The sequence below is a fragment of the Promicromonospora kroppenstedtii DSM 19349 genome (assembly GCF_000515355.1).
In the GTDB taxonomy this organism is placed as follows: domain Bacteria; phylum Actinomycetota; class Actinomycetes; order Actinomycetales; family Cellulomonadaceae; genus Promicromonospora; species Promicromonospora kroppenstedtii.
Map to the genome: position 1 here is coordinate 1,187 of NZ_KI911651.1, position 1,987 is coordinate 3,173.

Below are 1,987 nucleotides of genomic sequence, written 5' to 3' on the forward strand. Positions count from 1 at the left end.
AGCCGGCGCCCGGGACGCTCGCGTCCCATGCCCGCGCGATGCCGAGGTGGCGCAGGTGGGCGTCGGTCACCGTGACGCCGTCGGGCCCTATCCAGTGCTCCACGCCGAACCGCTCGTCGGTCGCGGCGTCCCAGCGGCGCATGAACGGCGTGCCGTTGTCGGTGATCACGACCGAGCCGTAGGTGGCGGGCAGCGGTTCGGCCGGCAGGTGGATCACCGTGTAGACCCCCGCGAGGTCCGACGGACCGACCGACGACACGCTGTACCAGTTACCGTCCCTGTCCCGCTGGATCGCGTACCCGCTCGCGTCGAGGGCGACGCTCAGGTGCGGCAGGTCGGCGTCGAGAAGCTCCTGGCTGTTCTGGTACACGGTGCCGACCTGTGCTGCCTGGGTCATCGCGGAGTTCTCCTTGACGTCGAATCGGGGATATCACCCATCCAAGCGGATTAGTCATGATTTGGCTGGTCTAACCTTGATAACCGCCCGTGAGGTCGCCCACCTTGGCTCTTCAGCCCGTCAGGGTGCAGAGTGGGTGCAGCGTCGGATTCGTAGAACAGGACAGGCGTGAACGACATCAAGCCCTCGCCGGGCGCGGTCGAGGCCGCGCTGGCCCCCGGTCACCGTGCCCCGGTCGGCCGTTACCGCCTCGATCTCACCACAGGACGATGGGCCTGGTCGGACGAGGTCTACGCCATGCACGGGTTCGGCCCGGGCGACGTCGTACCGACGACGGAGCTGGTGCTGTCGCACAAGCATCCCGAGGACCGCGAGCGCGTCGACCACGTCTTCCGGAACGCGGCGGCGACGGGTGAACCGTTCAGCACCGTGCACCGCATCGTCGACGCCAAGGGCCGCACCAGGATGCTCGCCGTCACCGGCCAGGCCAAGCGCGACCCGGACTCCGGGGCGATCACCGAGCTCGCCGGGTACTTCATCGACGTCACCGCCGCCAGCCGCGAGCAGGCGCAGCGCGACGCGTCGGCCGCGATCCGCGCCTCCTCGGAGAGCCGGGCGTCCATCGAGCAGGCCAAGGGCGTCGTCATGGTCAGCTTCGGCATCAGCGACGAGGAGGCGTTCGCGCGGCTGCGGGAGGCGTCCAACCAGCGCAACATCCCCGTGCGCGAGCTCGCCACCGGCCTCGTCGAGTGGTTCGCGGACGCGAAGATGACGCAGTTCCCCACGCCCGAACAGGTGACGGCGTTCCTCGCCGCACCCGTCGGCCTGCCGAACGGCGGCTGAGCAGAGCCGCTCGAGCGTCAGCCGACCAGCCGGAAGATCGGGAAGACACGCCCCTCCGCGGTCTTCTCGTACTCCGCGAAGCCTGCGGAGAACCCCTTGAACCGCTCCCACATGGTGTCGCGCGCCTCTCCGGACAGCTCCTCGACCTTGGTCCGGACGGTCTCGACAGGGTCGCCCGGAACCTCGATGTCCACCTGCTCGGCCCGCCGCAGGCCGTAGACCCACGCGGGGTTCCTGGGCGAGCCGCCGGCGCTCGCCACGATGTACCGGGCGCCGTCCTCCTGGATCGCCGCGAGCGGGGCGATGCGGACGCCGCCGTCCTTGCGCGGCACGTGCACGAGCACGAGCCCCTTGCCGAACCGCACGGGTTCGTTGACCTCACCGCCGTTGGCGCGGAAGGTGTCGACGATCTGCTGGTTGAAGTCCATGCCCGGGGCAACGCGGCCGAGGCGAGCGGCATTCCCCGAGGTCAGGGGGCAGTTAGGCACCAGGGGTTGCGTAACGATATATCTTTGATCTATCTTTGGAGCGTCGGTTGAGCCACGCGTTCCCGACCGGCAGGACGTACGAGACGCCGTAGTGCGCGAGATCGCGCACCGCCTCGCCCCGCCGCCACACGTAGGAGACAGATCATGCGTACACACGACAACCACTCACAGAACCCGGGCTTCGGTCCGGGCGGAGGCCCCCGCGGCTTCGGCCCCCGCGGCCCCCACGGCGGCGGACGCCGCGGTTCACGCGGCCCGC

3 protein-coding genes are annotated in these 1,987 nt (G+C 69.8%); 1 reads left to right on the plus strand and 2 read right to left on the minus strand.

Going from position 1 to position 1,987, the window contains the following annotated elements; all coding sequences use genetic code 11:
* Window positions 1-397, minus strand: a 397-nt coding sequence (locus PROKR_RS34510; RefSeq protein WP_036962800.1) for a hypothetical protein, incomplete at its 3' end; no start/stop codon positions are given.
* Window positions 398-565: 168 nt separating this feature from the next.
* Here PROKR_RS34510 and PROKR_RS10165 point away from each other — a divergent pair.
* On the plus strand, window positions 566-1,240 hold the full coding sequence (locus PROKR_RS10165) for a PAS and ANTAR domain-containing protein (RefSeq protein WP_051432852.1): 675 nt from the start codon (window positions 566-568) through the stop codon (window positions 1,238-1,240).
* Between the two features lie 17 nt (window positions 1,241-1,257).
* Here the strand turns inward: PROKR_RS10165 and PROKR_RS10170 are convergent, their stop codons facing one another.
* Window positions 1,258-1,728, minus strand: coding sequence for a nitroreductase/quinone reductase family protein (locus tag PROKR_RS10170; protein WP_211240093.1), 471 nt, complete (start codon window positions 1,726-1,728; stop codon window positions 1,258-1,260).
* Window positions 1,729-1,987: the final 259 nt, after the last annotated feature.